20 protein-coding genes are annotated in these 24,315 nt (G+C 68.5%); 12 read left to right on the plus strand and 8 right to left on the minus strand.

Annotated elements, in window-relative coordinates:
• Nucleotides 1–169: 169 nt before the first annotated feature.
• Nucleotides 170–5,032, minus strand: coding sequence for a multicopper oxidase domain-containing protein (locus tag NKI68_RS14445; RefSeq protein WP_254543811.1), 4,863 nt, complete (start codon nucleotides 5,030–5,032; stop codon nucleotides 170–172).
• Nucleotides 5,033–5,549: 517 nt separating this feature from the next.
• Between NKI68_RS14445 and NKI68_RS14450 the strand changes: the two genes are divergently transcribed.
• Nucleotides 5,550–6,617 carry an ATP-NAD kinase family protein gene (locus tag NKI68_RS14450; RefSeq protein ID WP_254543812.1) on the plus strand — a complete coding sequence of 356 codons (1,068 nt, stop codon included), beginning with the start codon at nucleotides 5,550–5,552 and terminating at the stop codon, nucleotides 6,615–6,617.
• A gap of 102 nt (nucleotides 6,618–6,719) precedes the next feature.
• On the plus strand, nucleotides 6,720–7,754 hold the full coding sequence (locus NKI68_RS14455) for a phosphate signaling complex PhoU family protein (protein ID WP_254543813.1): 1,035 nt from the start codon (nucleotides 6,720–6,722) through the stop codon (nucleotides 7,752–7,754).
• 180 nt (nucleotides 7,755–7,934) lie between these two features.
• Here NKI68_RS14455 and NKI68_RS14460 read toward each other — a convergent pair whose 3' ends face one another.
• From NKI68_RS14460 to NKI68_RS14470, 3 genes are read right to left on the minus strand one after another with little or no spacing between them, the layout of a single operon-like run.
• Nucleotides 7,935–9,134 (minus strand): LEA/WHy family protein, encoded by a 1,200-nt coding sequence (locus tag NKI68_RS14460; RefSeq protein ID WP_254543814.1) that lies wholly within the window; start codon nucleotides 9,132–9,134, stop codon nucleotides 7,935–7,937.
• A gap of 33 nt (nucleotides 9,135–9,167) precedes the next feature.
• Nucleotides 9,168–10,271 (minus strand): glycosyltransferase, encoded by a 1,104-nt coding sequence (locus NKI68_RS14465; RefSeq protein WP_254543815.1) that lies wholly within the window; start codon nucleotides 10,269–10,271, stop codon nucleotides 9,168–9,170.
• Nucleotides 10,272–10,296: 25 nt separating this feature from the next.
• Nucleotides 10,297–11,349, minus strand: a complete 1,053-nt coding sequence (locus NKI68_RS14470) for a glycosyltransferase family 4 protein (RefSeq protein ID WP_254543816.1) — start codon at nucleotides 11,347–11,349, stop codon at nucleotides 10,297–10,299.
• Nucleotides 11,350–11,435: 86 nt separating this feature from the next.
• Between NKI68_RS14470 and NKI68_RS14475 the strand changes: the two genes are divergently transcribed.
• From NKI68_RS14475 to NKI68_RS14515, 9 genes are all read left to right on the plus strand, one after another.
• The gene (locus NKI68_RS14475; RefSeq protein WP_254543817.1) at nucleotides 11,436–11,765 is read left to right on the plus strand and encodes a ribonuclease P protein component 4; all 330 of its coding nucleotides are present in this window, start codon (nucleotides 11,436–11,438) and stop codon (nucleotides 11,763–11,765) included.
• 35 nt (nucleotides 11,766–11,800) lie between these two features.
• Nucleotides 11,801–12,046, plus strand: coding sequence for a YhbY family RNA-binding protein (locus NKI68_RS14480; protein ID WP_254543818.1), 246 nt, complete (start codon nucleotides 11,801–11,803; stop codon nucleotides 12,044–12,046).
• The gene (locus tag NKI68_RS14485; protein ID WP_254543819.1) at nucleotides 12,046–12,966 is read left to right on the plus strand and encodes a mechanosensitive ion channel family protein; all 921 of its coding nucleotides are present in this window, start codon (nucleotides 12,046–12,048) and stop codon (nucleotides 12,964–12,966) included. The genes NKI68_RS14480 and NKI68_RS14485 overlap by 1 nt, the downstream gene beginning before the upstream one ends.
• A 182-nt stretch (nucleotides 12,967–13,148) precedes the next feature.
• Complete coding sequence (locus tag NKI68_RS14490) at nucleotides 13,149–14,753, plus strand: long-chain-fatty-acid--CoA ligase (RefSeq protein WP_254543820.1); 1,605 nt, start codon at nucleotides 13,149–13,151, stop codon at nucleotides 14,751–14,753.
• A gap of 297 nt (nucleotides 14,754–15,050) precedes the next feature.
• The gene (locus NKI68_RS14495) at nucleotides 15,051–15,839 is read left to right on the plus strand and encodes an enoyl-CoA hydratase/isomerase family protein (protein WP_254543821.1); all 789 of its coding nucleotides are present in this window, start codon (nucleotides 15,051–15,053) and stop codon (nucleotides 15,837–15,839) included.
• A gap of 66 nt (nucleotides 15,840–15,905) precedes the next feature.
• Nucleotides 15,906–17,045: an acyl-CoA dehydrogenase family protein gene (locus tag NKI68_RS14500; protein WP_254543822.1), complete on the plus strand. Its 1,140-nt coding sequence runs from the start codon at nucleotides 15,906–15,908 to the stop codon at nucleotides 17,043–17,045.
• A gap of 9 nt (nucleotides 17,046–17,054) precedes the next feature.
• On the plus strand, nucleotides 17,055–17,912 hold the full coding sequence (locus NKI68_RS14505) for an alpha/beta fold hydrolase (RefSeq protein ID WP_254543823.1): 858 nt from the start codon (nucleotides 17,055–17,057) through the stop codon (nucleotides 17,910–17,912).
• Between the two features lie 37 nt (nucleotides 17,913–17,949).
• Complete coding sequence (locus NKI68_RS14510) at nucleotides 17,950–18,486, plus strand: Lrp/AsnC family transcriptional regulator (RefSeq protein ID WP_254543824.1); 537 nt, start codon at nucleotides 17,950–17,952, stop codon at nucleotides 18,484–18,486.
• Nucleotides 18,487–18,556: 70 nt separating this feature from the next.
• A complete protein-coding gene (locus NKI68_RS14515) occupies nucleotides 18,557–19,345 on the plus strand; it encodes a CPBP family intramembrane glutamic endopeptidase (RefSeq protein ID WP_254543825.1) in 789 nt (262 codons plus the stop codon).
• On the opposite strand, the gene NKI68_RS14520 is transcribed toward NKI68_RS14515, so the two are convergent.
• The 4 genes from NKI68_RS14520 to NKI68_RS14535 all read right to left on the minus strand — a co-directional run bounded on the left by NKI68_RS14520 (nucleotide 19,346) and on the right by NKI68_RS14535 (nucleotide 23,935).
• Nucleotides 19,346–19,804, minus strand: coding sequence for a MaoC/PaaZ C-terminal domain-containing protein (locus NKI68_RS14520; RefSeq protein WP_254543826.1), 459 nt, complete (start codon nucleotides 19,802–19,804; stop codon nucleotides 19,346–19,348). It lies immediately after the preceding gene.
• Nucleotides 19,797–20,258 (minus strand): PaaI family thioesterase, encoded by a 462-nt coding sequence (locus tag NKI68_RS14525; protein WP_254543827.1) that lies wholly within the window; start codon nucleotides 20,256–20,258, stop codon nucleotides 19,797–19,799. Before NKI68_RS14525 ends, NKI68_RS14520 begins: the two co-directional genes overlap by 8 nt.
• Nucleotides 20,255–22,210, minus strand: coding sequence for a 3-hydroxyacyl-CoA dehydrogenase/enoyl-CoA hydratase family protein (locus NKI68_RS14530; RefSeq protein ID WP_254543828.1), 1,956 nt, complete (start codon nucleotides 22,208–22,210; stop codon nucleotides 20,255–20,257). Before NKI68_RS14530 ends, NKI68_RS14525 begins: the two co-directional genes overlap by 4 nt.
• A gap of 120 nt (nucleotides 22,211–22,330) precedes the next feature.
• Nucleotides 22,331–23,935, minus strand: a complete 1,605-nt coding sequence (locus tag NKI68_RS14535) for a long-chain-fatty-acid--CoA ligase (protein WP_254543829.1) — start codon at nucleotides 23,933–23,935, stop codon at nucleotides 22,331–22,333.
• Between the two features lie 81 nt (nucleotides 23,936–24,016).
• Between NKI68_RS14535 and NKI68_RS14540 the strand changes: the two genes are divergently transcribed.
• Nucleotides 24,017–24,301: a DNA-directed RNA polymerase subunit L gene (locus tag NKI68_RS14540; RefSeq protein WP_254543830.1), complete on the plus strand. Its 285-nt coding sequence runs from the start codon at nucleotides 24,017–24,019 to the stop codon at nucleotides 24,299–24,301.
• Nucleotides 24,302–24,315: the final 14 nt, after the last annotated feature.

Here is a 24,315-nt window from a genome sequence, read left to right on the forward strand (position 1 = left end):
CATAGACGCGGGTTCCGACGGGGGCGGCATAAGCGATACGTTCCGCGGCGGACGGCTACGGAGCGTTCGACCCTCGTCGGCCTCGCCAATCCTCGGCGACGGATCGCCTCCACCGCGAACCGCTCGGCTGCGATCCGATTCCGGTTCGATGGAGCCGTGGTCGGGCGAACTACGTCGTGCTGACCTCCGGAAGGCCCGCGACCACGCTGATGGAGGTGTTGGTCGCGTTGGTCAGCATCGGCCCGAGTCCCTCCCAGGGCACGTCGGCCAGCGCCTCGCGCAGTCCCCGTCCGGCGGGCACGGTGTAGGTCGTATCGCCCTCCGTCTCCACGACGAGAGCCGCCAGCGCATCCTCGCCATCCGGCGGCTCCGTGGTCGCGAGGGAGATGCCGGCGCGCTCGCCCGGCTCGCCGACGAAGACGCCGTCGGCCGTCGAGAGGTCCGTGACGTTCCGCCCGGCCCCGTTCTCGAAGACGTAGACCGCCCCCGCGTCCACCCCCGCGAGGTCGCTGCGCGGCACGCCGATCACCAGATCGTTCGTCCCCGAGCCGGTGAGATCAGTTCGGAGGACGTTCCAGCCGGGGCGTTCGTCCGGCGTCAGCCCCATCTTCTTCGCCATCTCCGGCAGCGGGTGAATGGGCGTCTCGAACTCGGCCGGGTTCTTCCGCACGCGGAAAATCCCCCAGAAGCCACCTTCGAGGCGGCGGCGCTCCTTGAGTTCACCGTAGAGGAAGTCCCCGGTGCTCTCCGCGAGGCCGCCAGCGCCGCTGACCATGTCCAGGAACTCGGCGCTCCCGACCGTGAACTTGTCGTCGACGCCGATGATCGGCGAGTCCGCCACGTCGGTGAAGCGCCGCCACTGATGTTCGGAGATGTGGAACGACAGACCCCGCGCCTTGTCGGAGAGTTTCCCGACGAGGAACCTGACCTCGTCGCCGAGCAGCGCCCGCGGAATCGGCGTCGCTGGATCGCCGTGCGTCTCCGAGTCGAAGACCAGGTGCTGGGCCGGGTTGTTCTCGAACCGACGGATGAACGGCTCCGACCGGTTGTTGATCGCCGGGTAGCCCTGATCCTCGCGGTCGCCGATCTGGTTACAGGGGGCGTCGGGGTTCTCCGTGTCGGGACCAGGCGGGACGACGCAGTTGTCGGGGTCGTTCTCGTTGATGATGAATCGGGCGTCGCTCATCTGGAGCGTGAACTCCCGCCTGTCGGAGCCGTCGGGGTTCTTGAGCATCACGCTGTCGCCCGTCGGCGCGGGCTCGGCCGTCCGCGGGTCGAGCCACGTCGCACCCGGCGGTTCGACCGCCAGCGCGCCGAAGGCACCGTGGTGGCGGTGGCTCCGGAGGTCCGCCGTGTCCCAGAGCGCGACGAAGGGGTGGTTCTCGTGGGGCGACCAGCGGTAGGTGATGGTCTCGCCGGGCGCGACCGTCTGATCGAAGTTGAACCCGACGGTGGCACCGTCCGACCCGTTCACGTCGTAGTCAGTGTGCAGGGCGTGCAGCGAGATCCGACTCGACGGATCCCACGGCTGTTCGATCCGCATTAGCGGGTGTGCGTGGTCGTCGTCGAGATCGCACGGGAGTTCGTTCGTGAGGTTGATCTCGATACAATCGCCCTCGTTCGCCCGGATGACCAGCGGTTCGGCGGGACGGTCGCCGCACTTGATGTCCTCGACGTGTTCGTCGAGCGCGTAGACGATCCCGAACGGGTCGTGATCGCCGTACTCGTTGAACTCGATCTCCGTCTGGAACGCCGTGACGTCGAACCGTCGCACTCGCGCGTCGTCCGGGCAGGGATCGCCCGGGTCGGGCGCTTTCGGTGGCACCTCGCCGACGTTCCTGTTCTGGCGGGCGTCCTTGTCCGGCGGGAACGCCCGACAGTCGTCCTCGTCGTAGAGCAGTTTCGCCCGCTGGCCGAGGCGCTCGAGGCGCTTGAGCCCGAGGAAGGGCGCGAAGTGGCCCATCCGTTTGAGGTCCTTCTTCGTGATCTTCTTCCCCTTCGGCGGGCCCCGATCGGGGAGTGGCTTGAGGTGGGGGGTCTTCGCGTCGAAGACGCGGTGGATCCCCCACATCCCCGTCCACCGATCGTCGATGATGCCCGTCCCGTAGAGGTAGTCCTGGATGGGAAGGCCGAACGGGTTGTCCATCCGATCGAAGTCGGTCTCGTGCTCCGCGTCGTGTGGATCGACGAAGAACGTGAACTGCTCGGAGGTACCGATGATGTTCGAGACCGTGTCCTCGCGGGCCAACCCTTCCGTCTCGAAGAAGCGACCGTGGATCTGGAAGTTGTGCTGTTCCTCCCAGGCACCCTGGATCAGCCGGATCCGGATCGGGTCGTTCGAGTAGGCTTCGAGCAGCGGCGTCGGCGGATCGCCGTGGACCGCTGAACTGAACGAGTAGGCCGGGTCGGGGTCGCCGCGCTGGTAGACCGGCGCGTTCCGGAGGTTGATCGCCATCGTCCCCGCGTTCTCGTTGTGCTCCTCCTCGTCGTTGATGAACTCGCCGTCGCGGTCGACGAGCTGGGCGAAGTCGTGGAGGTGGAGACAGAACTCGCGGAAGTCGTCCTTGCCCTTCGGCGTCTTGATAATCGCCTGCGCGCCGCTCTCGATCGGTTCGCCCGAGTACGGATCGAGGTACTCAGAGCCCTCGGGTTCGACGATGAGCGCGCAGAACTCGCCGTGCATCACGTCGTCGATGCCGAAGATGTGGTCGTGGAAGTAGATCGGCCCCTCCTCGTCCGCGTACCACCGGTAACTCCGCTGTTGACCGGGCTCGGTGTCCTGATCGTAGTTGTAGCCGTTGGCGAGCGAGTCCGACCCCAGCAGGTCGAAGCTCACGAAGTGGGGGTGGATCGACACCGGCCGCTCGGTTTCGTTCTTGAGCGTGATCTCGACGCAGTCGCCGACGTTCGCGCGGATGAACAGCGGCTCGGGGTTCATCTCGCCGGTGCGGATCGCCTCCGCGTCTTCCTCTAAGGCGTAGACGATCCCGTCGGGGTCGTGATCGCCGTTGTCGTTGTAGACGACGTCGGCGGGAAGCGCGACGATGGTGAACTCACTGACTGGCGCGTCCTTGCCCGCGGGCGGCCCACCGAACTTCGTGTTGTCGATCCAGGGATCGCAGGGGTCCGCGTACGGCGCGCCGGGGACGATCTCGCCCAGTGCCTCCTCCTCCTCGGGCGTGGGCTGGCGACCCGTTTCGAGGGGGTTCGGTCCAGTCGCGAGCGGCGAGTCCGGCGGCGGACTGCCGACCTCGTTGGGGATGAAGTCGGGGAAGCCCGGGATCGGCGAGTCTTCGGGGAGAATACCCCGCGGGAACGGCACCTCGTCGGGCACCGGGTCGTCCGCGATGGTCGTACTCGGCAGCGGCTGGAGGCCGCACTGCTCCTTGTCGAAGATGCGGAAACTTCCCCACATCCCCTCGCCGTAGTGGGGGAAGAGATGACAGTGAAAGAGGTTGTCGCCGGCGGTGCCGTGCGCGCCGCCCGCGCCGATCTCGAACGCCTCCTCGAACGTCATCTCGGGTCGCACCGTCTCGATGGGACCGGACGCCTCCGACCCCTGCGCCTCGCCGTGGGCCACGACGAAGTAGACGGGGTAGGCCGCGCCCAGCCCGATCGTCTGGGAGTCGATCGTGTCGGAGTCCGAGCGCCCGGGGATCGTCTTCCAGCGGTGGGCGTGGAGGTGGTGGACGTGGTTCTCCTCGGTGGACGCCCCGACCGCGACGAACTTCATCGGGTCGCCCTTGTAGACGGGGTAGGTGTTGTCGCCGCCGCCCGGGTCGCCGTTTATCCACGAGTTGTAGAAGAACTCCTCCAGGAGTTCGGGTTCCACGTCGAGTTCCTCGGCGCGGTCGGGATCGGCCCGCTGGCCCGTCGGATCCGCCCGGTAGTTGATCGCGTGGATCGTCTGCTCGTTGTCCGTCCCGGGGAAATCGACCCGCGGTTCGAGCCCCTCGGGTGTGTGGTAGTGGACGACGATCTCGCGGTAGCTCGTCCCGATGAACTCGGGGTCGTGGATGTCGGCCTGGACGCCGCTTCGGATCTCCCCGCCGGTGAACGGATCGGTCCAGGTCGCGCCCGCGGGCTCGACCATCATCGTCCCGAACAGGCTTCGGGCCAGCAGGTTCGCCTCCTGGGGTGGCTCCTCGGCGCTGTCCATGGCGGGGTTCGCGAGGTCGTAGAAGAAGTGGGGCCCCTGGTGGGCGGCGAACCAGCGGTAGGTGATCGACTCGCCTGGCGCGACCGTCGTGTCCGCGTTGAACCCGACCTTCGCGCCGTCGGACTCCTGTACGTCGTAGGGCAGGCCCGTCTGGTGCATCGACGCGTGGCGATCGAGGTGATTGATGAACTCGATCTCGACGATGTCGCCCTCGTTGGCGCGGATGACGAGCGGGCGCAGCACCGACGTGTCGATGCCGTCGTCGTGCGGATCGCCCGCGGGGTGGTCGTCACCGCCGTGATGGTGGGTCCCTCGCTCGTGGTCGTGCCCGCCGTCCTTTCGGTGGCGGTGGTGCTGGTCGGCCCCGTCGGGGTGGTGGTGATCGTGATCGGCTCCCTTCGGGTGCTGGTGGTGCTTGTGGTGGTCGATGTCGATGTGGGCGGTGTCCTCGCACTGCTCCTTGGCGTCGGAGCCCGAGTAGAAGTCGACGCGCTGTTCGTCGCCGTCGATCGCCTCGAACGCGTCGTTCGGGAACGTTCCAGAGGCCTTGCGCGCGGCCTTCAGGTCCTCGTCGAGGACGTACATCGCCCCCTTCGGCTGGTGGAGGCCGAACTGGTTGTACGGAATGTCTACCTCGATGGCGTGGACCGTGAACTTCCGGACCTTTCCGTCTTTCTTCGGTTCGTCGGGGACGTGTCTCTCGTCGCCGTCGAGGACGCCGAACGCGCCGCCGCCGAGGGCCATCCCCGACGCGAGCGCGCCGCTTCCTGCTAAGAACGATCGCCGCGTCGCCTGGAGGGAGCCCCGCGCTCCCCCCTCGATGCCGCCGTCCGGTGACACGCTATCGCTCCGGTCCGCTTCGTCTTTTGTCATAGCTCACGCAATTACACCCGACAGGGTGAATTAGTTATAAATGAAGTTATACACCTGAGTGTCCAGTTAATCTGGAGTACAGAGGATCCTCAATCACTCGATTCGTGGCGTTTCAGTGCCTCTTACCTGTCGAACGGCGACACAGAATCGTCGAGGGAGGTGACACGAACCGCGACACGTTCCAGAATCCCTGCTAAGTTCATTTTACCGAGTAGTAGTCGGAGAACCGAAACTCGACTGGCTCTGTAAGACAGCGGATCGGAACGAAAACCCTCGAACGAGCGTTCTCCACCCTCTCAACCGGGAACGCGGCGATACGGAGACGTCGTCGGGGCTGAATGTATCGATAAAGGTAACAGATAGATCCGTTTAACCGTCGTTATACCTCGGCGAGGCGGTGACGGTCACCGCTCTCTGACCGAACGGGTGTCACGAGGGTCACGGCGTCGGGTTCGTCCCACCCTCGCGGCGGACGCCGTCCGCGACGCTTTTGCGGCCCCTCCGAGTACGCCACCCCGTGAGACGCATCGGGTTCGTGCTCAACCCCATCGCGGGGATGGGCGGCCGGGTCGGGCTGAAGGGGACGGACGGGAAGGTCGAGGAGGCGCTGGCGCGCGGCGCGGAGGCGCGGGCACCCGATCGCGCGCGGGAGGCCCTCGATGGCCTGTTCGAGCGCGACCGGACCGTCGACCTCCTCGCCTACGGCGATCCGATGGGTGCATCCGAGGCGCGTGCCGCGGGGTTCGACCCGACGGTCGTCGGCCGCCCGGACGGCGAGGAGACGGGCGCGTCCGACACCCGGGCGGCCGTCGCGGCGTTCCTGGAGGCGGGCGTCGACCTCGTGCTGTTCGTCGGCGGGGACGGCACCGCCGTGGACGTGGCCGAGACGATCGAGTCCGCCGGCGTCGAGACGCCGATGCTCGGCGTCCCGGCCGGGGTGAAGGTCTACTCCTCGGTCTTCGCGGTGACCCCGCGGGCCGCGGGGCGGATCGCCGCCACCTACGAGCGGGTCGAAGCCCGCGAGGTCAACGACATCGACGAGGACGACTACCGCGAGGGGGAGGTCCACACCGAACTGAAGGCCGTCGTCTCGGTCCCGGTCGCCGAGGAGGTACAGGCGGGAAAGCAACTGGGCGGCGGGAGCGTCGAGTCGCTCGCGGCGGGCGTCGCGGAGGACGTCGAACCGGGGACGACCTACGTGTTCGGCCCGGGGAGCACCGTCGGCGCGATCGAGCGCGAACTCGGCTTCGAGGGGTCGCCGCTCGGCGTGGACGTCTGGCGGGACGGGGAGGTGCTCGTCCGCGACGGCGGGGAGCGCGAGATACTCGACGCGCTCTCCGAGCGTAACGTCGTCGTCGTCTCGCCCATCGGCGGACAGGGGTTCGTCTTCGGGCGGGGTAACCAGCAGCTCTCGCCCGCGGTGCTCCGTCGGTCGGACGTGCTAATCGTCGCCTCGCGGTCGAAACTCGACGGGATCGGCGTCCTGCGGGCGGACACCGGCGACCCCGACCTCGACGAGGAACTCCGGGGCTGGCACCGCGTGCGAACCGGCCGATTCGAGCGGCGACTCGTGGAACTCGTGTGAACCGTCTCGACGGTCGTGTGAGTGACTATCAGTATTATACTCGACTGTTAGATTAGCCATGTTGAGATATCCTTAAGGGCGTTCGGGGCGCTATCCGAGTGCATGGAAACGCGGAAGGTCCAGCGGCTGGGTCCCTCGACGCTGGCGATGACGCTACCGGCGGAGTGGGCGAAGCAGTACAACGTGGAGAAGGGCGACGAGGTCTCGATCCGCATCGGCGGCAAGGGGATGCTCACGGTGATGCCCGAGTCCGTCCAGCGCGAGGAGAGCGAGGCGATCATCCACGCGGGGAGCCTCGACGCCGACGCCGTCGAGCGGGCCATCATCGCCCAGTACGTCCTCGGGCGGCGGGTCATCCACGTGGAGGCCCCGGATGGCGAGACGCTCGACAGCGCGCACATCAACGCGGTCTACAACGCCGAGACGCAACTGATGGGCCTCGGCGTCATCGAGGAGACGCCCGACCGCATCGCCATCCGGTGCTCGGTCGACCCGGAGGACTTCACGCTCGACAACCTGCTCGAACGTCTCGAAGCGACGGGCCAGACGATGCGCAACGAGGCGATCCGCGCGCTCGCCCACGGCAACCCCGACCTCGCCCAGCGCGCGCTCAACCGCGAGCGGCAGGCGAACAAGATCTTCGTCCTCCTGCTTCGCCTCATCTTCACCGCCTTCCAGAACCCGAACCTGACGAACGCCCTGGGGCTCGACGACGGCTTCGCGCTCATCGGCTACCGCTCGATCGCCAAGAACCTCGAACTCACCGCCGACAACGCGGAGGACATCGCCGAGATCGCGCTCAACGCCGAGGGCCACGAGCTGAAAGTCGACCAGCCGACGATGCGGAAGATCCGCGAGTTCACCGACCAGGTGAACGAGATCACCGAGAAGGGCGTGATCTGCGCGGTCGAACGCGACTACGACACGGCGATCGAGGTGCGCCGCCTGTTCGCCGAGATCAGAGACCGCGAGAAGGAGATCCTGAGCGAACTGCCCGAGATGCCGAACGAGGACCTGCTCGAGGTGCGCGAGGTGCTCGTCAGCCTCCAGCAGACCGCCCAGTACGCCGTCCGCAACGCCGAGATCGCCACGAACCTCGCGCTCAACGCCGAGAGCGAGCACACGACGATCCGGTAGGTCAGTCGGCCACTCTTCTCGCCCCGTCTCCCTTCTTCCTTCTCCCTTCTCCCGTCTCCCGTCTCCCTTCTCCCTTCTCCCGTCTCCCTTCTCCCGTCTCCGCACACATGGATCTCCGAGCGCGGTTCGCGGTCGGAGCCGGGGCGCTCGGGGAAAAAGCGCACGAGCGGTGCCGGCGCGTCAGTTTCCGGCGCGTGCGGGGGAGAGCGCCGAGAGGAGGCCGCCGTCGTCGCCGTCGCCACCGTCAGTACCGTCGTCCGTCGGCGAGGAGCCGTCGTCCGGTTCGTCGGTGGGCGCGGACGACGCGCTCCCGTTCGATTCCGAGGGGGTCGCGGCGGACGAGTCCCCGTCCCCCTCGCCGGCGTCTGATCCCCCTGCGGTCGTTCGGTTCACGCCGCCCTCCGCCGAGGCGTTCGCTTCGGCCCCGTCGGCGGCGTCCTTCGTCCCGAAGACGTCCGTCTCGATCGTCTTCTCGTACGTCAGGCTATCGAGCGGGAGACGGATCGTCGCGCCGGAGGGCAGTTCGAGAGTCGCGTAGAAGTCGATGCGGAGGTCGGTCACCTGGTTCCGTTCGAGGTGCGAGACCCACCACTCGTCGAGGCGGGCGTTCCGGATGGCCGTCGTCGCGTCGATCGCCTCCTCGGTTCCCGGCTCGATCACGTGCGAGCGTTCGCTCGCCCCGCTCCCCACGGGGACGTCGTTCATCGTCACCTCGTATCCGATCTCGGTGAGCACGTAGGGCGAGGCGTTGGGGTTGTAGACGACGAACTGCGTCTCGATCGGCGTCCGCTCGTCGGTCACCGCGCCCCACCGCGCGTCCGTCTCGCGGACGATCAGCACCGGATCGGGCGCGAGCGGGGAGTCGGCGCGAACCGGCCGGTCCTCCGTCGAGCGGAACTGGCCGATCACGTCGGTCTCCACCGTGCGCTCCTGCGGGACGGCGAACGTCCGCCCGAGGAGCGAGGAGTGCACCCGCGCGTCGACGCGGACGCGCGTCGTCTCGCCGTTCCGGACGTGCGTCACCCACCAGTCCGGAATCCGCCGGTTGTCCATCGACGTGACGAACGAGAGGGTCGCGTTCCCGGACTCGACGTGGACGCCATCCTTCTCGCCGCTCGCCAGGACGACCCCGTTCATCGCCACCGTGTAGTTCACCGTCGTCCCGCCGAGTCGGACGCCGATCGGGTTCGGGTTCCGGACGTGCAGGTCGGTGTGAACGACCGTCCGCGACTCGTTGACCGCGCCGAAGCGATTCTCGACGCCAGTGACGGACGGTGCGCCGACGACGCCGGTGACCAGCGCCCCGCCCACGCTCGCGGCGAGCACGAGCGCGACCGCCGCGACGACGCGAAGCCGCGACGCGAACAGTTCGCGTACCATGCGGTGAGGACTCGGCCGGAGACGTATAGCTCTTCAGTACTGTTCCAACACGATAGAGTACACCGTTTCGAGAATGTTCACGGCGTGCTCCACGCTCACGCGCTCGCGAGTGGCGAGACAGGAGGCGCGGAGTCGGTCGCGTTCGTCGAGCGTCCGTCGGATGGCGCGCCGGAAGCCGTCGACGTCCCCGGGCTGGTAGTGGTATCCGGTCGAACCCTCCTCGATGGTATCGGCGAGCGCTCCCTCGTCCACCCCGACGACGGGCGTTCCGCAGACGTTGGCCTCCAGCGCGACCAGCCCCTGCGTCTCGACCGGGCTGGGGAAGACGAACACGTCGAGCGCGGAGTAGAAGCCGGGGAGTTCGTCGCGGTCGAGGAAGCCGAGGAAACGCACGTCGGCGTCCGACTCGGCCGCGCGCGATTCGAGCATCGGCCGCGCGGGGCCGTCGCCGCCGAAGACGACCGGGATGTCGAGGCCCTCGGCGGCGGCGATCACGTCCTGCAGGCGCTTCTCCTGGCCGTGGCGGCCCGTGTAGCCGAGGAGCGGGCCGTCGGGGAGGTCGTACTTCGCGCGGAAGGCGTCGCCGTCTGCGGGGGCGAACCGCTCGACGTCGATGCCGTTCGGGACGACGGTGACGGGGGCGGAGACGCCGCGCTCGATCAGCCTCGCCCGGGCGCTCTGGCTCGGCGTGACGACGTGGTCCGCGCGGTTGAGGTAGGCGGTCTCGTAGTCGTTGGCGGCGCGCGAGACGACCCTCGCGAGGTGACTGTCGAAGAGGTAGTCGGCGTACTCGGAGGTGGGCGTGTGAAAGGAGACGACGAACGGGAGGTCGCGCCGCCGCGAGAGGCGATACCCGGCCAGTCCGACCCCGAAGGGGGTGTGCGAGTGAACGAGGTCCACGTCGCGCACCGCGCTCGGGATCCGAGGGAGGCCCACGTGGAAGCCGTCGTAGAAGGGAAAGGGGAGGCTGAAGACGGGGTACTCGCCGGTCCTCGGCGCGTGGTCGCTCCTCGGGTAGACCACGTCCATCCGCCCCCCGCGGCGACGCCAGCGGTCGCTCCACGTCTCGATGGTGTAGGTCACGCCGTTCACCGTCGGGAGGTACGTGTCGGTGAAGACGGCCACGTCCGGTCGCATTTCACGAGAGTCCACCGCCCTGGGGTTAATCGTTTGTGACTCTCCGGTAGGCGGCCGTGAGTTCCTCGCCCACCCGGTCGAGGCCGTGCTCGGCCGCGGTCTCGCGGGCGTTCTCGCCGAGGCGCTCGCGCAGGTCGGGGTCGCTCGCGAGCCGATCGAGCGCCGCGCGGAACTCCGCCCGCGTCTCGCACAGCAAGCAGTCCTCGCCGTCGGTGTAGAACTCGCGGAAGACGGGGAGGTCGCGGAGGACGACCGCCTTCCCGCAGGCCATCGCCTCCAGGACGACGATCCCCTGGTTCTCGACCTTCGCCGGGAAGCAGAACACGTCGCCGGCGGCGAACGCGCCGCGCTTGTCGTCCACCCAGCCGGTGAAGGTGACGTTCTCCGGGGGGTCGCGCGTCCACCGCCGGACGGTCGGGCTCGCCTGCGGCCCGGTGTCGTAGGTCCCGAACCAGGCGAAGTCGTAGTCGGTCGCCTCGGCGAGCCGGCAGAAGTCCGTCAACCCCTTGCGCTCGAAGACGTTGCCGAGCGCGAAGACAACCATCCCCTCCAGGTCGTAGCGCGCCCGGTACTCCCCGCGGAGGGCCTCGAAGCCCGCCAGCGACTCGAGGTCCACACCGTTGGAGATGGGTCTGATCGGCGCGTCCACGGGGTAGGACTCGAGCACCCGCTTCGTGTACTCACTCGGGCACAGCACGAGGTCGGCCCGCGAGTAGAACCACCGGAGGTAGCGACGGAGCGGGGGTCCCACCGCGGTCGAACCGCGGAAGCTCTCGGCGAAGTCCTCGCTCGTGACGTGCGCGTGGAGGACGAGGGGGAGGTCGTTCCGCCGGGCGTGTCGGGCGACCGCGACCGACCCCGGCCCGACGACGTTGCAGTGCGCGAGGTCGAACTCGTCGAACGCGCCGTCCCCGACGAGCGCGTGAGAGAGCGCCCGCCCCGGCGTCCCCCCACGCCAGGGCGAGACGAGCAGTTCCACGTCGGTGTCGGCGAGCGCCTTCCGCTGGTGGGCGACGGAGGTGCCGATCCCGCTCCTGGCGAGGGGGGATTCGAGTTCGAGGTAGTGACAGACGCGCATACCGTCGCTGTTCGCGGGCGGCGATTAACCGTACCGACTTCGGAGCACAACGCAACGCGGATGTACGCCCGCCGGGTGGATCGACCATGGGTATCCCCGAGGAGCGCATCGAGCGGCTCCACGCCCTCGCGCGACGGGCCGTCGCGGAGGGCCACGAGGACCGCTCGCGGGCGTACGTGCGGCGGGCCCGCCGGATCGCCGAGCGCAACCGCTGTGGCCTGCCGCGGACGTTCAAGCGCTTCACCTGCGACGCCTGCGACGTCTACCTACGACCGGGGAAGAACGCCCGCGTCCGCCTGCGGGACGGGCACACGGTCGTCACCTGCGACTGCGGCGCGCAGAAGCGCTACCCGTACCGGCCGCGGCGCGAGGAGCGGGACGACGCCAACGCGACCGAGCGCACCCGACCCAACTGACAAGGTTCAAAGTCGTCGCGTCGATACGACGTGTGATGGCAAACGAGGACCTGAAGGCGCGCGCACACGACCTCGACGTGACCGTCTGGGTCGGCAAGGGAGGCATCGAACCGGTGGCCGAGGAGCTTCGCGACCAGTTGCGAGAGACCGACCTCGTGAAGGTGAAGTTCCTCCGGGCGTCGCGCGGCGGAACGACGACGGAGGAGCTGGCGGCCGACCTGGCGGAGCGCGTCGGTGCGGACCTCGTCGACACGCGGGGACACACCGCGGTCTTCCACTGATGGCGCAGGACGGAGTCCTCCAGTCGGGGGCGAGAGCGACCGGTGCGGTCTCGAAGGTGCTCGCGGACGCGTTCGGGTTGGACGGCCAGATCGCCAACGCGATCGGCTCGGCCATCGTCTTCGTGATCGCCTTCGTCGCCGTCTACGCCGTCGGTCGGGCGACGGTCCTGCCGCTCGCGGGGCGCGTCCTCGACTCGCGGGACGTGGACGTGCACGCGAAGAAGCCGCTGGTGCGGGTCGTCCACGTCCTCGTGGCGTTCGCCGCGGTGGCGATCGCGTTCGGGTTCGCGGGCTACGACGGCTTCCTCACCTCGATCGCGACCGTGGCGGCCGCGGCGACGCTCGCGGTCGGGCTGGCGATGCAGGACGTCCTCAAGAACCTGGTCGCGGGCGTGTTCATCTACACGGACAGGCCGTTCCGCATCGGCGACTGGATCGAGTGGGACGGGTACTCCGGCATCGTCGAGGACATCAGCCTGCGCGTGACGCGCGTGCGGACCTTCGACAACGAACTGCTCACGGTACCGAACTCGACGCTCACCGACGACGTGATCAAGAACCCCGTCGCGAAGGACAAGCTCCGGTTGCAGTTCCTGTTCGGCATCGGCTACGACGACGACATCGGGCGGGCGACCGACATCATCGTCGAGGAGGCCGAGCGGCACGCGGAGATCCTCGACACGCCCGCGCCCTCGGTGCGCCTGACTGAGCTGGCGGACTCCTACGTCGGCCTCCAGTCGCGGTTCTGGATCGCGGACCCCTCCCGCGCCGACTTCGTGCGCGTCCGCGGGGAGTACGTCACGAACGTCAAGGGGCGCTTCGACGAGGCGGGCATCAACATCCCCTACCCGCAGGTGGACGTTCACGGCGGCATCGAACTCACTAACGGCGCGACGGTGGCCGAGACGGCCGACGACTGACCGCTACGCCGTCCTCTCTCTCGACCGCCTCCCCGTCAGCACTACCGTTCTCGAAGGATTCGCGCAACCGACGCGTGGACCGTCCAACCCCGCGTCTCCCGCCCCCTCCCCTTCGGGCTGGGCTGGGCGTTGCCACGACGCACAACACCTAACTCCTCCCGCCCAGACTGTCACGGTGGTTCATGGCAAATCTCGTCTCCGACATCGAATCCACCGCCGACGCGCGTCCGGACGCACCCGCAGTCGTCTACGACGGACGGACGCTGACCTACGCCGAGTTCTGGGCGCGGGCGGGTCGCTTCGCCGCCGCCCTCGCCGAGCGCGGGATCGACCCCGGCGACCGCGTCGGTATCTACCTCCCCAACCTCCCGCAGTACGTCACCGCCTTCACCGGCACCCTGCGCGCCGGCGGCATCGTCGTCCCGATGAACCCGCAGTACAAGGAGCGGGAGATCTCGCACCTGCTCGCCGACAGCGGCGCGCGCGCCGTCGTGACGCTCGCCGACCTCGTCCCGAACGTCCTCGCCGCGCGGGAGGGGACGGCCGTGGAACACGTCGTGAGCGTTGGCGGCGCGGCGGAGGAGACGACCGAGTTCGAGGCGTTCCTCGCGGGCGACGGCCTCCCCGTCGTCGAGCGCGACGCGGACGACGTGGCCGTCCAGCCGTACACCTCCGGCACGACGGGCGAGCCGAAGGGCGTCATGCTCACCCACGAGAACCTCGGGTGGAACGCCCGGGCGACGGGCGCGCTGATGCCCGACGGGTTCCAGCCGGACGATAAGATGCTCGGGGTCCTCCCCCTGTTTCACATCTACGGGATGACCGTGACGATGCTCGGGACGCTGTTCGCGGGAGCGGCGTACTATCCCCTCCCGAGCTGGGACGCCCGGCGGGCGGTGTCGCTCATCGAGGAGGAGAGAATCACGATCATGCACGGCGTCCCGGCGATGTACAACGACCTCATCAACCAGCCGGACGCCGAGTCGTTCGACCTCTCGTCGCTCCGGTTCGCCAACTCCGGCGGCAGCAGCCTCCCGATCGAGGTGATGCGCCGCTTCGAGGCGCTGTACGACGTGGACCTCTTCGAGGGCTACGGGCTCACCGAGACCAGCCCCGTCACGCACGCCAACCGCCCTGGCGCTCGCCGCCCGGGGAGCATCGGCAAGCCGATCGACGGCGTCGAGGCGCGCGTCGTGGACGGCGCGTTCGAGGACGTGCCGCCGGTCGAGCGCGGCCCCGTCGACGAGAGCGAGGTGTCGGAGACACCTCGAAAAGACGGCGAAGCCGTCGACGAGAGCGAGGTGGACCTGAACGGGGTCACCGGCGAGGTCGTCGTCGCCGGCCCGAACGTGATGAAGGGCTACTACGGCCTCCCCGAGGCGAACGAGAAGGCCTTCACCGAGGAGGACGGCACGCGCTGGTTCCACACCGGCGACATCGGCTACCACGACGAGGACGGCTTCTTCTACGTCGTCGACCGCGCGAAGCACATGATCAACACCGCCGGGTACAACGTCTACCCCCGCGAGGTCGAGGAACTCCTCTTCGAGCACCCCGAGGTGGCCGACGCCGCGGTCGTGGGCATCCCGGACGAGCGCCGGGGAGAGACGGTCAAGGCGTTCGTGGTGCCGACGCCCGACGCGGCGGTGACCGAGGAAGAGATCCGCGAGTACTGCCTGGAGCGCCTCGCGGAGTACAAACACCCCCGCGAGGTCGAGTTCGTCGAGGCGCTCCCCCGGACGACCACCGGCAAGGTCCAGAAGTTCGAGCTGCGAGGCGGTGAGTGACCGGCGGGAACCGTGAGTTACGACGCGAGAACCGCACCGCGTTCGACCGCGTCCGTGACGAATCGCTGAAACCGAAGGAACGCGCGAAGTGACCCGTTCGACGAAGATCCTTCTGGACGAGCACGTCGGCCGGATCTTCGAGCGCGGTCAGACCGATGAAGGACCCTGACTTGGCGCACATTGTAAAGCATCTGGTCAGCACCAGAAAACGTCGTTACAGATTCTACGACTCTGTATCTATCCCGTAAAGTGTCATGTCCGGTAACACCTTTTAGGGTGGCCTCCCGTGGTGGTGCCATGAGCGACGAACCAGTGCTCCTCGACGTCGAGGACGGGATCGCGACCCTGACCCTCAACCGCCCGGACGTGCGCAACGCCATCACCCACGAGGTCTCGACCGCGATGATCGAGCGCCTGGAGGAGGCGGAGCGGAGCGACGCCCGGGCGCTCGTGGTGACGGGGTCGGGCGGCAGCTTCTCGGCGGGCGGCGACGTCAACGCGATGGCGGCGCGGCTGTCCGGCGAGGCGACGCTCGCGGAGTCGGTCCGGCGCATCCACCAGGAGACGAGCCGCGCGATCGAGCGCGTGGCGACGTTCCACCTCCCGACGATCGCCACGGTCGACGGGGTGGCCTTCGGCGCGGGCGCGAACCTCGCGCTCGCCTGCGACGTGCAGGTGGCGAGCCCGGAGGCGAAGATCAGCTTCGGCTTCAGGCAGGTCGGTCTCGCCGTGGACACCGGCACGTCCTACTTCCTCCCGCGCGTCGTCGGGATGAACAAGGCCAAGGAACTCGTGTTCACGGGCGAACTGCTCGACGCCGAGGACGCGCTCGACCTCGGGCTGTTCAACCACGTCTACGAGGACTTCGAGGCGGAGGCCGACGAGTTCGTCCGCTCGATCGCGGAGGGGCCGACCGTCGCCCTCGAGACGTCGAAGCGCGCGCTCAACCAGGGTCTGGAGCAGTCGCTCGACCAGGCGATGACCCGCGAGGCGGCCCACCAGGCGGCCGTCTTCGAGACGCGCGACCACCGGGAGGGCGCGAGCGCGTTCACGGAGAAGCGCGATCCCGAGTTCACCGGCGAGTAGTCACATCTCTTACCAGTGTTCGAGATCGACCCGAGGCTATTTTACGTCGGAAGCTAACTCCCCCTCATGGCATTCCAGCTCACGGCCGAACAGGAGGCGATCCGGGACGCCGTCCGCGAGTTCGGCGAGAACGAGATCGTGCCCGTCGCGCGCGAGTACGACGAGCAGAAGAAGTACCCCGAGGAGATCCGCAAGAAGGCGGCGGAGTACGACCTCGTCGCGCCCAACGTCCCCGAGGAGTACGGCGGGGCGGGGATGGACCTGCTCTCGACGATCGTCGTCACGGAGGAACTGTGGCGGGCGGACCCCGGCATCGGGAGCGCCGTCGGGTCGGCCGGCTTCGGCACGTCCATGATCACCCGGTTCGGCGACGAGTGGATGAAGGAGGAGTGGCTCCCGCAGATCACCGCGGGCGAGGCCGTCTCCTGCTCCTGCATCTCCGAGCCCGCCCACGGCTCTGACGTCGCCGGCATCGAGACCACCGCGGAGCGCGACGGCGACGAGTGGGTGATCGACGGGAACAAGATGTGGATCACCAACGGGACGGTCGCCGACGTGGGCGTCGTCATGGCGAAGACCGACCCGGGCGAGGGCCACAAGGGCATCAGCGCGATCCTCGTCCCCACGGACGCCGACGGCTTCGAGCCGACGAAGATCGACAACAAGCTCGGCATCCGCGCCTCCGACCTCGCGGAGATCGTCCTCGACGGCGTGCGCGTCCCCGAGGAGAACCTCATCGGCGAGGAGAACCGCGGGTTCTACCAGCTGATGAACTTCTTCGCCGGGGGGCGCGCGAGCGTCGCCTCCCAGGCGGTCGGCGCGGCCCAGGGCGCGCTCGACGCGGCCATCGACTACGCGAACGAGCGCGAGCAGTTCGGCCAGAAGATCGGCGAGTTCCAGGCGCTCCGCCACAAGCTCGCCGACATGGCGACGAAGGTCGAGGCCGCCCGCTCGCTCACCTACCGCGCCGCGGGCTACGCCGAGGAGGGCGACCGCGACCGCGGCATGAAGTACGCGAGCATGGCGAAGCTGTTCGCCTCGGAGAACGCGGTCGAGGTCGCGGACGACGCGCTCCAGGTGTTCGGCGGCTCGGGTTACGTCACCGACTACCCCGCCGAGCGCTACTACCGCGACGCCCGCATCACGAAGATCTACGAGGGGACGAGCGAGATCCAGAAGAACATCATCGCCGACCGCATCCTCTGAGCCCCGAAGATGACCGACCCCGATCACACCGCGAACGGTCCCGACCACCGCGCCTGGACCGACGCCCAGGCTGAGACGACCGTCGAGGTGGACGGCCACGAGGTGTCGATGGCCTACTACGACGAGGGCGAGGGCCACCCCGTCGTCTTCCTCCACGGCATCCCGACGTGGTCGTTCCTCTGGCGGCGGATCGCGCCCCCGCTCGCGGACGACGTTCGGACGATAGTCCCCGACCTCGTCGGCTACGGCAACAGCGACCGGCGGGACGGCTTCGACCGCTCGATCCGCGCCCAGGAGCTGGCCGTCGCCGACCTGATCGACGGGCTGGGCCTCGAGACCGTCTCGCTGGTCGCCCACGACATCGGCGGGGGCGTCGCGCTCCGCTACGCGGCCCACGAACCGGACCGGGTGGAGAGGCTCGTCCTCTCGAACGCGGTCTGCTACGACTCCTGGCCCGTCGAGTTCGTCACCACGATGGGCCTGCCGAGGACCGCGGAGATGGCCCCCGACGAATTCGAGGCGAAGCTGGATTTCGCGTTCGCCGACGGGCTCCACGGCGACGACGCGGACCCAGAGTGGCTCGACGGCATGAAGGCACCGTGGCTGGCGGAGGGCGGCCGCCGCGCGCTCGCCCGCGCCGCCGTCGCCACGAACACGAACCACACGACGGAGATCGACTACGACGCGATCGACGCCGACGTGCTGTGCCTGTGGGGCGCTGACGACCGGATGCAGCCGCTCTCGTACGGCGAGCGCCTCGCGGCGGACCTCGGCGGCGAGGTCGTCGAACTCGAGCGCGCCTACCACTGGGTCGTCGAGGACCGCCCCGAGGCGTACCTCGAGGCCTGCCGGGAGTTCCTCGGATGATCGAAAGTCTCACGGTCGAAGACGGGGAGGCACCGCTATGAGCAGCCCCGGAACGAACACCGACCCGGACGAGGCCCCCGACTGGGAGTTCAAGGAGCGGGACGTCCTCATCCTGAAGGAACTCTCGGCGGACTCACAGCTCTCCTCGCGGGAACTCGCGCGCATCCTCGAGGAGAAGTACGGCATCGAGGTCTCGCACGTCACCGTCAGCGAGTCGATCCGCGGGATGCGCGAGCAGGGCGTCTTTCGCGAGGCGATCGTCCCGAACGAGGAGTACTTCATCTTCGGCATGTTCGAGTTCAAGCTCAATCCCGAGCACTTCGCGGAGACGTGGCGCGACGCGCTCGACGCCATCTGCCAGTCGCCGAACACCCTCTTCATGTTCCTCTCCGACGGCGAGTACCAGTGGAAGTCTGTCATGATGTTCCCCAACCGCTCTGCCGAGTCGAAGTGGATCCACGAGTTCTACAAGGAACACGGCCACGCCATCCAGAACATCCGCAACTCCGTCGTCCACAACGTCCTCAAGTTCCGCACGGACCCGGCGATCTTAGAGAGCCTCTATCGGGAGTGAGCGAGAGCGATCGAACTCCGGCGGGCGTGCGGAGCGTAGGCTTTTGGACGGGTAGCCCGTATTCCGGGGTATGGTCGTTTCGTCGGGTGCCGATCGTTCGTACGCGTCCTACGTCGTCGCGGTCGTCGCCGCCGTCCTCCTGGCCGCCGTCGGTCTCGGCGTGGGCGTCGGTCTCGTTCAGGTCGCCGGTCTCACGCTCGCCACCGCCGGCGTACCGATCACCCGCGGTCTCAGCCTCGTGCTGTCGCTGCTGCTCGTCCAGGGCGTCGGCGTCCTCCTCGTCGCCGGCCTCTACCTCTGGCTGAGCGGACGGGGGCTGTCGTTCGTCGGCGTCCGCGTCCCGACGAAGCGCGATCTCGTCTGGGTGGTGAGCGGCTACGCGCTTGCGCTCGTCGCCAACTTCGCCGTCGCGATCCTCCGGATCGTCGCGGACGTTCGCTCCGCGGAGAACGACGTCATCGGCCTCGTCCGACCGGAGCCAGAACTGCTCCTCCTGCTCATCCCGGCGTCGTTCCTGCTGATCGGTCCCGGCGAGGAACTCCTCTTTCGCGGCATCGTCCAGGGGCGGCTCCGCGAGTCGTTCGGTCCCGCGCTCGGCATCGGGCTGGCGACGCTCATCTTCGTCGTCATCCACTACCCCTCGCTCTCGGGGACGCCCGGCGGGCGGGCGGTCTACATCACCGGACTGGCGCTCCCGGCGCTCGTGTTCGCCGTCGCCTACGAGGCGACCGACAACATCGTCGTCCCGTCGCTCATCCACGGCGCGTACAACGCCACGCTGTTCGCGCTGGCCTACGTCGCGCTGAAGTACGCGCCCGAGGCGGGGGCGACGGCGGCGCTGGCGCTGCTGCCGTACTGATCAGACGACGAGCGACCGCAGTTCGCAGGACAGCACGACCGTCCCCTCGCCGGTGACCACCTCGGCGTCGTAGGTGAGCACGCCGTTGCCGACGGGGTGGTCGCGCGGCTCCTTGTCCGTCACCTCGAGTTCCACGTGGACGGTGTCGCCGATGAACGTCGGCGCGCGGAACCGGAGCCGATCGACGCCGTAGAAGGCGACGACGGCGTCCCGCTCGGCGGTCGTCCGGGACTGCCAGAGCAGCCCCGTCATCACCGAGAAGACGAGCGCGCCGTGGACGATCCGCTCGCCGAAGTCCGACTCGGCCATCGCCTCGGCGTCGGTGTGGAGGTGGTTGAAGTCGCCGCTGACGCCCGCGAAGTTCGTCACGTCCGCCTCGGTGATCGTACGCCCCTGCGTGGTGACGCGCTTGCCGACCGCCGTGCGCTCGAAGACGCTCTCTCCCGCCCCCTCACTCATCGCCCTCACCCCGGAAGAGCCGGTAGGTCGTCCCGCCGGTGGCGACGGTCTTCTCAGTCCCGTCCGGCGCGGTGCTCGTGACGGTCGCCTCCGTGACGCCCATCGAGCGCCCGGCGCGGACCACCTCGCCCACAGCGCGGACGTCGCCGCGAGCGGGCCGGACGTAGCGCACGTTGAGGTCGGTCGTCGTGAGGAAGGTCGTCTCGGGGCGCTCGAAGGTCGAACGCAGGGCGAACCCGCTCACGGTGTCGATCAGCGTCGCCGTGATCCCGCCGTGCATCGTCCCGCTCGCGAGGTTGGCGAACTTCTCGTCGAACGGGATCGTCATGGCGACCCGCCCCGGTTCGAGCACCGCGAAGTCCAGGTCGAGCCACCGGAAGAGGCCGTGATCGCCGACCTCGGCGCGGAGACGGCGCTCGGCCGCGTCGGCGTCGCAATCGGCGTCCGCGCTCATCGCCCCTCGAACTCGGGGTCGCGCTTCTCGGCGAACGCGGCGGTGCCCTCGGCCGCGTCGTCGGTGCTGATGAGGAGGCCGAAGCCCTGGCTCTCCAGCTTGAGCCCGGCGTCGAGACTCGCGTCCGCGCCCTCGTCCATGACCGACTTGGCGACCTCCAGGGCGATCGGCGGTCCCTCGACGACGTCGTCGACGAACTCCGCGACCACGTCGTCGAACTCCTCTCCGTCCACGGCGCGGTTGATCAGCCCCCACTCCTCGGCCCGCTCCGCGTCGATGCGGTTGCCACGGAAGACGAGTTCCTTCGCCCGACACTCCGTGAGCATCCGCATCGCGCGCTGGGTGCCGCCGCCGCCGGGGATCAGCCCGAGGGTGATCTCGGGGAAGCCGAACTCCGAGTCCGCCGTGGCGATGCGGAGGTCGCAGGCGAGCGCGAGTTCGTGGCCCCCGCCCAGACAGTACCCGTCGATCTTCGCGATCGTGGGCCGCGGGAACGACGCGACGGTCTCGAACATCTCGGTCACGTCCATCGCGTCCGTGGGACGCAACTCGCCGAAGCCCCCGATGTCGGCCCCCGCCGAGAACGCCCGGTCGCCCGCGCCCTCGAACGTGACACAGCGCACCTCCTCGGCGTCCGCGTCGTTCAGGAGGTGGGTGATCTCCTCCATGAGGTCCTGGGAGAGGGCGTTCAGCCGCTCGGGACGGTCGAGTTCGACCGCCAGCACGCCCCGGTCGTCGAGTTCGTGGTTCAGGAACTGGTAGTCGCGCCCGCCGTCGCCGCCGTAGTCGTAGAAGCCCGCGCCCGCCTCCTCGCCGGTCCGCCCCGACTCGACCAGTTCGACGAGGTAGTCGGCTGGCTCGTAGCGCGCCTCGCCCGTCTCCTCGTGGAGCGTCCTGAGCTTGTCGAGCACCGTATCGAGGCCGTACTTGTCCGCCCGTCGGCACGGTCCCTCGGGGTAGCCCCCGCCGAGGCGCATCCCGGTGTCGATCGCCTCCGCGGTCGCGACGTCGTTCCCGACGAGCTTCGCCGCCTCGTTGATCATCCGAGCCTCGACGCGCAGCGTGTCGAAGCCCTCGCCGTCGCCGGGTTCGTAGGTCGGGCCGTCTCCCTCCTCGTACTCGTAGTACCCCCGCCCGGTCTTCCGCCCGAGGTCGCCCGCGTCCACCTTCTCCTGGACGATGGGCGGGATCGGCTTGCCCGCCTCCTTGCGGACGTGGTAGCCGATGTCGATGCCCGTGAGATCCGAGAGTTCGAACGGCCCCATCGGGTACCCCTTCCGGTGGACCATCGCGGCGTCGGCCCCCTCGATCGTGGCCTCACCCTCGCTCACCATCCAGGCCGCCTCGTCGCCGAACGGCCCGAGCACGGAGTTGACGACGAAGCCGTTGACGTCCTTCCTGACGTAGATGGGGGTCTTGTCGATCGACTCGACGAAGGCGTAGGCGAGTTCGGCGGTCTCGTCGGTGGTCCGCTCGCCGTAGATCACCTCGACGAGGTCCATCTTCACCGGCGGGTTGAAGAAGTGCATCCCGACGACCTGCTCGGGGCGGCTAGTCGCGGAGGCGATCTCCGTGATCGACAGCGAGGAGGTGTTCGACGCCAGGATCGCGTGCTCGGGCGCGAGATCGTCGAGTTCGGCGAAGATCTCCCGCTTCAGGTCCATCCGCTCGGGGGCGACCTCGACGACGAAGTCGGCGTCCGCGACCGTCTCGCCGAGGTCGACGGCGGTGTCGATCCGGGAGAGCACCTCCTCGGGGTCCTGGTCGATCAGGCCCTTCTCCGCGAGTTTCTCGAGGCTCCAGGCGATCGATTCGTAGCCCTCCCGGACGATGTCCTCCTCTATGTCCCGCATGCGCACGTCGTAGCCGGCGAGCGCGACGACCTCGGCGATGCCGTGGCCCATGTTGCCCGCGCCCAGTACCGCGACACGTTGTACGTCACCTAACTCCATGGCTTCAGGCGCGTCGGAGAGGGCTTAATTCCTGCGACGACGGTTAGCATTGTTCGAGAATTCCTCCGATAACGCACCAACGATTCGTCATGAGAGAAAAGTTCGAACGATGGTAGACGATCAGACGGGCTGTCCTTCCTCCCCCGTTTCCTCGTCGCGGAGCTTGAACTTCTGAACCTTCCCGCTCGGGTTCTTCGGGAGTTCGTCCACGAAGTAGTACCGCCGCGGGCGCTTGAAGTCCGCCACGTCGTCGCTCCCGAGCAGGTGCGAATCGAGCGCCTCCGCCGTCGTATCGCCCACTACGAAGGCGACGACGCGCTCGCCCCACTCGTCGTCCGGTTCGCCGACGACCGCCGCCTCGACGACGTCCGGGTGCGAGAACAGCGCGTCCTCGACCTCCGTCGGGTAGACGTTCTCGCCGCCGGAGATGATCATGTCGTCCTTGCGGTCGACCACGTAGAGGTACCCGTCCTCGTCGCGGTAGCCCAGGTCGCCGGTGTAGTACCACGTCTTCCCGTCTGCCTCGCGCAGCGATCGGGCGGTGGCGTCCGGGCGCTTCCAGTACTCGCGCATGGTGCACGGCCCCGAGAAGAGGATCTCGCCGACCGCTCCCGCCTCGACCTCGTCGCCCGGATCGCCGTCCGGCGTGACGATCCGCAGGTCGTGGTTGAGCGCGGGCAGGCCCGCCGAGCCGAGTTTCGGGAGCTGCTCGTCGGGGTGCTGGAACGTCCCACAGGGGCCGATCTCGGTCATCCCGTAGGCCTGCAGGTAGTCCTCGCAGAACTCCTCCATACACCCCTCGAGCACGCGGCGGGGCATCGGCGACGCGCCGTAGAAGCCGATCTCGAGCGAGGAGACGTCCGCGTCCACCTCGGGGGCGACCTGCAGGAGCGCGTTCCAGGCCGTCGGCGCGGCGAACAGCTGGGTGACGCGGTGTTCCTCGATCGCCCGCAGGACCGCCGCGGGGTCGAACTCGTGGTGGACGACGGAGGTCGCGCCGACGTGGACGCGCGGGAACAGGTTGGCGTGGAGTTCCGCGCAGTGATAGAGCGGGAGGACCGACAGCCCGACGGCGTTCCTGTCGATGCCGCTCTCGGCGATGCAGACGAGGCTGTGCTCGACCATGTCGCGGTGCTCGTGGACCACGCCCTTCGGCCGGCCCGTCGTCCCCGAGGTGTAGATGAAGGCGTAGACGTCGTCTTCGGCCACGTCCGCGTCCGGCCGGGCGGCGTCGCCGCCCGCGAGCACCTCGTAGAAGTCGCGGGCGAAGTCGGGCGTCTCGCCGTCGGGAGCGTCCGACCCCTCGGCCGTCGGGGCCGCCGGGCCGTCGACGTAGAGGTACTCCTCGACCGTCTCCAGGTCCGGACGCGCTCCCGCGACGGCCTCGCGGGTGCCCGCCTCGAAGACGACGAGGCTCGACCCGGCGTCGTTCAGGATGAACTCGATCTCGCCCGCGGGGAGGCGGTAGTTGAGCGGGTTGAACACCGCCCCGAGCTTCGCGCAGGCGTAGACCGTCAGGACGAGTTCGCTCCCGTTGAACAGCACTGTCGAGACCCGATCGCCCTTCTCGACGCCGAGGTCGGCGAGGGCGTTCGCCAGGCGGTTCGCCCGCTCGTCGAACTCGGCGTACGTGAAGCGCTGGCCCCGCCGCGGGTAGACGACGGCGTCCTTCGACGGGTACTTGGCCGCCGACCGTTCGAGGGTGTCAGCTATCGTGGTAGACATACACGCGGTACGCGTTGGCGAGGGTCGTAATTCTACCGTCGCCTTCGAAACGTTGAAACGCGGCTTGGCCGACCTTGAGGTATGGAACTCCGGGTCATCGAGAACGAACCGACCGAACTCGCGATCGAGATCGCCGGCGAGGACCACACGTTCATGAACGTACTGAAGGGGGCGCTCCTGGAGACGGAGGGCGTCGCCGCCGCGACCTACGACGTGAACCCCGAGCAGTCGGGGGGGCAGACCGACCCCATCCTCACCGTCAAGACCGAGGGGGGCGTCGACCCGCTCGACGCGCTCGAGGCCGCCGCGCAGAACGTGAAGGACAAGTCGACCGCCTTCCGCGAGGCCTTCGAGTCGGCGGCCTGAATCGGGGATCGAAC

It is taken from the genome of Halomarina pelagica, assembly GCF_024228315.1.
In the GTDB taxonomy this organism is placed as follows: Archaea; Halobacteriota; Halobacteria; order Halobacteriales; family Haloarculaceae; genus Halomarina; species Halomarina pelagica.